Below are 7,091 nucleotides of genomic sequence, written 5' to 3'. Positions count from 1 at the left end.
CCCTCTCAAGCTCACTCAATCAACCTGATCTACCGTGTCGCCGGGTTTTAGGGCCGCTTCGCGCCCCAGCGGGAGCAAGCTCCCTCGCCACGGGGGGGGGCCAGCCTTACAACTCGATCTTGACGGCCTGCGAAGCCCGGGTCGCCTTGGCGCGGGCGGCTTCGATGGATTCGTCGCGGGCCAGGGCCACGCCCAGGCGGCGCTGGCCGTTGACTTCCGGCTTGCCGAACAGGCGCAGGGCGGTGTCCGGCTCGCTCAGGGCGGCGCCGAGGTTGGCGAAAGCGGTCTGGGTCGACTGGCCTTCCACTAGGATCACCGCCGAAGCCGATGGGCCGAACTGGCGGATCAACGGAATCGGCAGGCCGAGAATGGCGCGGGCGTGCAGGGCGAATTGCGACAAGTCCTGGGAAATCAGCGTCACCAGGCCCGTGTCGTGCGGACGTGGCGAGACTTCGCTGAACCACACCTGATCACCCTTGATGAACAGCTCGACGCCAAACAGGCCGCGACCACCCAGGGCCTCGGTCACTGCCTTGGCGACGCGCTCGGATTCAGCCAGGGCCACCGGGCTCATGGCTTGCGGCTGCCAGGATTCCTGGTAGTCGCCTTTCTCCTGACGGTGACCGACCGGTGCACAGAACGTGGTACCGCCGACATGGCGCACGGTCAGCAAGGTGATTTCGTAGTCGAAGTCGATGAAGCCTTCGATGATTACCCGGCCTTTGCCGGCACGGCCGCCTTCCTGGGCATAGTCCCAGGCTTTCTGCACGTCGTCGGCACTGCGCAGCAGACTCTGCCCCTTGCCCGACGAACTCATCACCGGCTTGACCACACACGGGAAGCCCAGGGTTTCGACGGCCTTGCGATAGTCTTCCACGGTGTCGGCGAAGAAATACGGCGAGGTCGGCAGGCCCAGTTCTTCGGCGGCCAGGCGCCGGATGCCTTCACGGTTCATGGTCAACTGCGCGGCGCGGGCGGTGGGGATCACGGTGAAGCCTTCGGCTTCCAGTTCCACCAGGGTGGCGGTGGCGATGGCTTCGATTTCCGGCACGATGAAATGCGGCTTCTCGGCCTCGATCACCGCACGCAGGGCGGCGCCGTCGAGCATGTTGATCACATGGCTGCGGTGGGCCACTTGCATGGCCGGCGCGTTGGCGTAGCGATCCACGGCGATCACTTCAACGCCCAGGCGCTGCAGCTCGATTACCACTTCCTTGCCCAGCTCACCGCTGCCACACAACAAAACGCGGGTCGCGGTGGGCGACAAGGGAGTTCCGATACGGGTCATCTGAAGGTCCTCAAACAGGAGCGGTCGTCGAGGGTTGCACGCCGGGCGAGCTTCCCGTGGGGAGAAAACGCGGCATTTTACATGAACTGCGGGTTTTGGCTTCAGGTGGCGACGGTTTGCTTGCGCAAACGCCAGGCCATGATCAGCCAGACAGCCGTGACCCCGGCGAATTTCGAGAGCAGGGCGGTGATCACCACGGCAGGCGTCAGAGCGTCGATCAGGCCGAAGAAAATGAACGTGTCCAGCGGAATGCTCAGGGCCGAACTGATCCATAGCCGATCATGCAATGGGCGTTTGGTGATCGTGAACACCAGCCAGTCGATGCACTCGGACACGGCAAACGCCGTGGCACTGGCCAGGGCGATGGTCGGATCCGAGGTGACATAGGACAACACCAGAGCCACCAGCATCGCCGCGATAGCACCATGGCCGAAACGGGTCTGCACCATGTCCCGCAGGATAAACACCAGCCCGCCCCAGGCCGACCAGATGATGTCCAGGTGCGGCGCGGCGGAAAACGCGAAGTTGATCAGCACGACGCTGGCGATGTAGGCGATCAGGAAGAGCATGGGGGTACCTGGTGAAATGTCGTGCCAAATATTGAAGGATAGCGATATTCCCCGTGGCGAGGGAGCTTGCTCCCGCTGGGGCGCGAAGCGGCCCCAAACCAGGCAACCCGGTGGATCAGGTTAATTGAGTGGTCTTTGAGAGGGGGGCTGCTGCGCAGCCCAGCGGGAGCAAGCTCCCTCGCCACGGAGTTCTGTGTCGCTCAATGGGTAGTTTAGCCGCCGCCAATAGCTCATTCCTCCTCACTCCCCTCCGCCTTCCAATACCCCACAGCCTTCACGAAATCCTGATCCAACCCTTTCTCGTCCAGCAACACCTTGCGAATCTGCCGCGACACCTTGCTCTCGGTGGCGACCCAGGCGTAGAGCTTGCCACCGGGCATATCCAACTGCTGCACGGTGGTCAGCAGGTTATCCTGGCGACCTTCGCGCAGCACCCAGATCACATGCACCTGCGCCGGGCTCTGGAGGACCTGCTGCTCGGCGCCGTTTTCCACTTCCACCACCACCAAGGCACGCCGGTTCGGCGCCAGGCCTTCGAGGCGGCGGGCGATGGCGGGGAGGGCGGTTTCGTCGCCGATCAGCAGGTAGCTGTCGAAGATGTCCGGCACGATCATCGAACCCCGTGGCCCACCGATGTCGAGGTGCTGCCCCGGCGTTGCCTGGGACGCCCAGGTCGAGGCAGGGCCGTCGCCGTGGAGCACGAAATCGATATCCATCTCCAGGGTGTCCAGGTCATAGCGGCGCGGGGTGTAGTCGCGCATTTGCGGCAGCGCGCCCTGGGCCTTGCCGGCGCTGAGGTTGAGGCTTTCCAGCGCCGCCCGTTCCTCAGCGTTCTGCGGGAAAAACAGCTTGACGTGATCATCCGTGCCCAGGCTGACGAACCCGGCCAGTTCCGGTCCGCCGACGGTGATACGGCGCATGCGCGGGGTCAGGTCCTGCACCCGCAAGACTTCCAGGCGACGGCGTTTGACCTCGTGATTGACACGGTGAATGGTGTTTGGATCGACTGCAGTCATGGCGTTGACTCCGAAACGGGTGGACGGTCGAGGCCGTCGATGATGGCTTTGGCGGTGTCGTTGAGCAAGTCGCTTACCCGCTTGATCTCCTCCGGGGTCCAATGCCCGGGGTGCTTGTGCAGCGCATGCCGCAGGTTATACACCGCTTCATGGATTTGTGCGGGGCGGTCCTGTCCGCGCAGGGCGCGTTTGCTGGCTTCAATACGCATCCTTACCTCATCCAGCGCCACGGCTTGCTCCTCAAGGGATAGACGTCCGGCGTCGGTCACTCTGTAGCATTTTTTCCCGTCCTCGACGCCGCAGGTCACCATCGTGCTCATTTCCAGGAAGGTCAGGGTCGGGTAGATCACCCCGGGGCTGGGGCTGTAGGCGCCGTCGAACATATTTTCGATCCGACGGATCAGGTCATAGCCATGGCAAGGCTGTTCGGCAATCAGCGCCAGCAACAGCAGCTTCAGATCGCCGGAGGCGAAGACCCGTGGACCCCGGCTGCCACGCTCACGGACTGCCGTGGGTTGTTCAAGTCCATCGTTCTTGGGAAGGGAATAAGTGACTGTCATATGCGCGCTCTCCATTCTGCATAAGATAAAACTTAGATATATCTTTATTTGAAGATATATCTTTGATAAGTTTCTGGAACTAAGATGTATTTTTATTCGCAAGGTCTTACTTGGGTTCGGAAAAAACCTTACATGAAAGCTCTAGACCCGGGGTGACAAGCATACGGGCTGCATACATTTGTAATGATTGAGTAGCGTGTAGGCTGGCAATGTGGGTTGTTTCTGACAGCCAAACTTCAACTTTATAAGAAATGGCTTCTTTTTCTTCGTGCTATATGCACGAAGTACTACATGCTTATGGGAAAGTGCCTGCTTATTTTTGATTAAAGAGAGCCGATCATGCCCCGGCGTTGAAGGGGGCAGGCCAAGCGGTTATTGGCCTGCAACTTTCAACCCTTCTCTTTATGTCAAGAACAGGTGTTAACAACATGCTCAAACAATTCGTATCCGGTACTGCTCTGGTCGCTGCTGCCCTGGGTTCTTCGGCGGCGTTCGCCGCTGATGATGCGCGCTCCTCGATCCATATCACCGCGAACATCCCGACCCTGCAGTTCCATGTGCAGCCACGTGACCCGAACTTCGGTAAAGATGAAGTCATGAGCTACAACCTCGTCGCCGGCACATTGACTTCCCTGCGCCAGACCTTCGACGTGAAGAACACCAACGGTTCGGTCCATGCCTACATCGAGGGTGGCCCGGCGGCGCTGTACAACGGCCGTGACGCCATCGCCCTGACCACCAAGTTCAACGGCATCACCCTGTCCGCCACCCCTCAGGAAGTGGTGGATGATGCAACCTCCACTCCAGGCACCCAGGCTGACATGACCATCGTCGCGGACAAGCCCCTGGATACCCAGAACGGCCTGTACACCGCCGACATGACTGTGATCTTCGACGCCGTGCCACGCCCGTGATGCCGCTCGATGCCCGTTGAGGTTCACCTCATTGCACGGGCATTGCCGCAGGCCGTCCGGCGCTCCCCTGCCGGGCGGCCCGCACCCGAAACGCCCTGATCGTTCGTTGATTATGAGAATCCGTTGATGTTTCCGATGACACCCATCGCGGGTGCCCTCGCGCTGTTTCTGTGCGCGAGTGCATTGGCTGCGCCGACTGCCCCCGGTACCACACCCAAGAGCCTGCTAGCCCAGGCCAAGGGTTTGCCGGCTGAGTTTGAATCGCACTTTTTCGATGTGCCTTTGGCGGTTCGTGTTGAACTCAATCAACAGTACCTCGGTGAAGCCATGGTGGTCTTGACGCGGGATGATCGTATTACCCTGCTCGAATTCACCGACACGCAGGACAGCTCGATAAAAGCTGCCGAGCGCGATCAATGGGAGCAGCATCTCAAGCAGGGACAAAGGCTGGGCGCTTGTGAAAGCCGCTGCCCGTCCGGGCTGCTGGCTGTGCATTACAGTCTGGAAAATTCATTGGTGTCGATCCTGACCAGGGACGTGGAGCGAGCCAACGAAACCAAGCGTTACCACGATCAGCCGGAAGGCGGCAGCCTCGGCCTGATCTTCAACAACCAACTGAATATCAATGGTGGCCAGGAACAGGACACTGGCGGGCGTTATGGCCTCAACGCCAGTTCCAGCGTGGGCAACTGGAGCCAGTCACTGGACCTTCAGCTTTCGCGTCTTGGCGGCCCGGACGACAAGCTGTACCACGCCGTCCACGAGCTTTACACCCAACGGGAGATGGAAGGGAATTTTTTCCGCCTGGGTTATTTCACGCCCAGTTCCGATGGCTTGAACCGTCAGATCCGTTCGTTCGGGGCCAACCCCGACACGGCGCTCGGCGTCATGTACGGCAGCTCCGACAGCCTGGTGGTGGAAAACCCCAAGCCCAGCGTCTACCCCATCTATGTCACCGCCAGCCGCCAGGCTTCGGTGGAGATTTATCGCAACGGGCTGCTGATCAATTCTCAGGCGGTCAGTGCCGGCTTGCAGAGCCTGGACACCCGGCCCTTGCCCGGCGGCATCTATGAAGTGGAAGTGCGCCTGATCGAGGACGGGCAAACCACCGCCACCAGCCAGGAGCTGGTGTACAAACCCAATAACTGGAGCAATTCCGAGGATCGCTGGCGCTACAACCTGTTCGCCGGACGCGAAACCAGGCTCTGGAGCAACTGGGAAGACCAGCCCTCGGGTTTCACCACGGCGGGTGTGGGCCTCAACTACCTGCTGCATCCCCGGGTGATCCTGGGCGCCTCCACGCGTCAGGTGCAGGACAAACTGCAAGTGGGCACCTCGGTGGACTGGACGCTGGCCAGCAACACCAACCTGTACGCCAACGTCTATCAGACCCAGCAGTACGGCACCGGCATGGACGTGCAAGGCCTGTACAGTTATGGCCATGGCAGCGTCGTGGCGAGCCACAACCGCAGTTGGCTGGACACCCGCAACACCTATGAAACCCGGCCGGACGGCACCCGCATCCGCCAACGCAACGTGTTCGTCGGCCAAACCAGCAACTCCTCGCTGTCGGTCAACCATCGCTTGAGCAACAAGACCTCCATCAATGGACGGCTGGCCTACAGCGAAGGCAATGTCCAAGGCACCGGCCTGGACCTGGGCTGGACCCAGCGCGGCAAGCTGGGCGGCAGCGATGCCAACTGGCGGCTGTCGGTGTTCGACCGCCCTGGTACGTCGAGCACCGCCGACCGGCGCAACCGCGGCGTCGACCTGAGCATCAGTGTCGCGTTGGGTGGGCCGGGCGAGTACTGGTCGGGCAGCATCGGCACCCGCACATCGCGGGACGGCGACCGCGACCACAATGCCTCTGTGACCTATCGCCGGGACCTGCAGGACCACGTCTTGCAAAGTGTCTCCGCCACGGCAATGGCCGACACCTATGGCGTGGGGCTGTCCGGCATCGGCAGTTTCATGACCGATTCGCTGTATGGCGACGGTTTCGTCCAGCGTTCGTCCTATAACGACAACCTCACCGGCGGCTTGAACCTGAGCAGCACCGTCGCCGTGGGCAGCCAGAAAGCCGCCTTCACCGGCCTGCCCCAAGGGCGCGGCGCGGGCCTGATCGTCGACGTGGAAACCGACCTGGACGATGTCGCCCTGCGTGCCGACGATTTGACCGGTGGCAGCACGGCGTTACGCCCGGGGCGCAACTTCATCCCCATCACCGCCTACAAGAACAGCATGGTGACCTTCGACTTCGAGGGCGTGCATCCGCCGGCGGCCAATATCGAGCCTGCGCGGACCCGTTATCACCTGAACAAAGGCGGCGTGGACTACCGCAAGGTCCAGGTGATGAAAACCGTGACCGTACTCGGGCGCCTGGTGGACGAACAGGGCGAGCCGCTTCGGGGCCACCACGTGATCAACCACGCCAGCCGCGGCGTCAGCGAGGCGGACGGGTTTTTCTCCATGGAAATGAACGCCAGCTCACCCACCCTGGAAGTGCGCTACGGCAGTGAATTGTTCTGCCGGTTCCGCCTCGACCCGGACAACGCCAACCGCGAAGGCGATGTGTTGATGATCGGTGATTTGCGCTGCACGCCGGACACCCTGGCAGATAACTCGTTGGGCGAGACCGGCAAGGACCGGCAGCGCTCCTGATTCCTGATGTGTCGCGGGGAGCAAGGTGTGCGCCCCGCGTGAAGGTTCTTTCTCCAACTTGCAGGGATTCGCTTTGATGTATG

General features: G+C 61.4%; 6 protein-coding genes. 2 read left to right on the top strand and 4 right to left on the bottom strand.

The features are described from left to right. Nucleotides 1–106 precede the first annotated feature (106 nt). The 4 genes from purT to BLO97_RS09945 form a co-directional block, all read right to left on the bottom strand. On the bottom strand, nt 107–1,288 hold the full coding sequence (purT, locus tag BLO97_RS09960; protein WP_063324546.1) for a formate-dependent phosphoribosylglycinamide formyltransferase: 1,182 nt from the start codon (nt 1,286–1,288) through the stop codon (nt 107–109). Between the two features lie 101 nt (nt 1,289–1,389). Next, the gene (locus BLO97_RS09955; protein ID WP_092223379.1) at nt 1,390–1,857 is read right to left on the bottom strand and encodes a preQ0 transporter; all 468 of its coding nucleotides are present in this window, start codon (nt 1,855–1,857) and stop codon (nt 1,390–1,392) included. 230 nt (nt 1,858–2,087) lie between these two features. After that, nucleotides 2,088–2,873 carry a siderophore-interacting protein gene (locus tag BLO97_RS09950; protein WP_092345729.1) on the bottom strand — a complete coding sequence of 262 codons (786 nt, stop codon included), beginning with the start codon at nt 2,871–2,873 and terminating at the stop codon, nt 2,088–2,090. After that, the gene (locus BLO97_RS09945; protein ID WP_072345585.1) at nt 2,870–3,433 is read right to left on the bottom strand and encodes a PadR family transcriptional regulator; all 564 of its coding nucleotides are present in this window, start codon (nt 3,431–3,433) and stop codon (nt 2,870–2,872) included. The genes BLO97_RS09950 and BLO97_RS09945 overlap by 4 nt, the downstream gene beginning before the upstream one ends. 428 nt (nt 3,434–3,861) lie before the next feature. Here BLO97_RS09945 and BLO97_RS09940 point away from each other — a divergent pair, with 428 nt between their 5' ends. Further along, on the top strand, nt 3,862–4,347 hold the full coding sequence (locus BLO97_RS09940) for a CS1 type fimbrial major subunit (protein ID WP_092345727.1): 486 nt from the start codon (nt 3,862–3,864) through the stop codon (nt 4,345–4,347). Nucleotides 4,348–4,473: 126 nt separating this feature from the next. Beyond that, complete coding sequence (locus BLO97_RS09935; protein ID WP_092223383.1) at nt 4,474–7,008, top strand: CS1-pili formation C-terminal domain-containing protein; 2,535 nt, start codon at nt 4,474–4,476, stop codon at nt 7,006–7,008. Nucleotides 7,009–7,091: the final 83 nt, after the last annotated feature.

Origin of the sequence: Pseudomonas sp. NFACC05-1 (genome assembly GCF_900100135.1) — a bacterium.
Lineage (GTDB): Bacteria > Pseudomonadota > Gammaproteobacteria > Pseudomonadales > Pseudomonadaceae > Aquipseudomonas > Aquipseudomonas fluorescens_Q.
The sequence above is the reverse complement of the archived record's forward strand: the minus strand, read 5'-3'. Positions and strand labels throughout refer to the sequence as shown.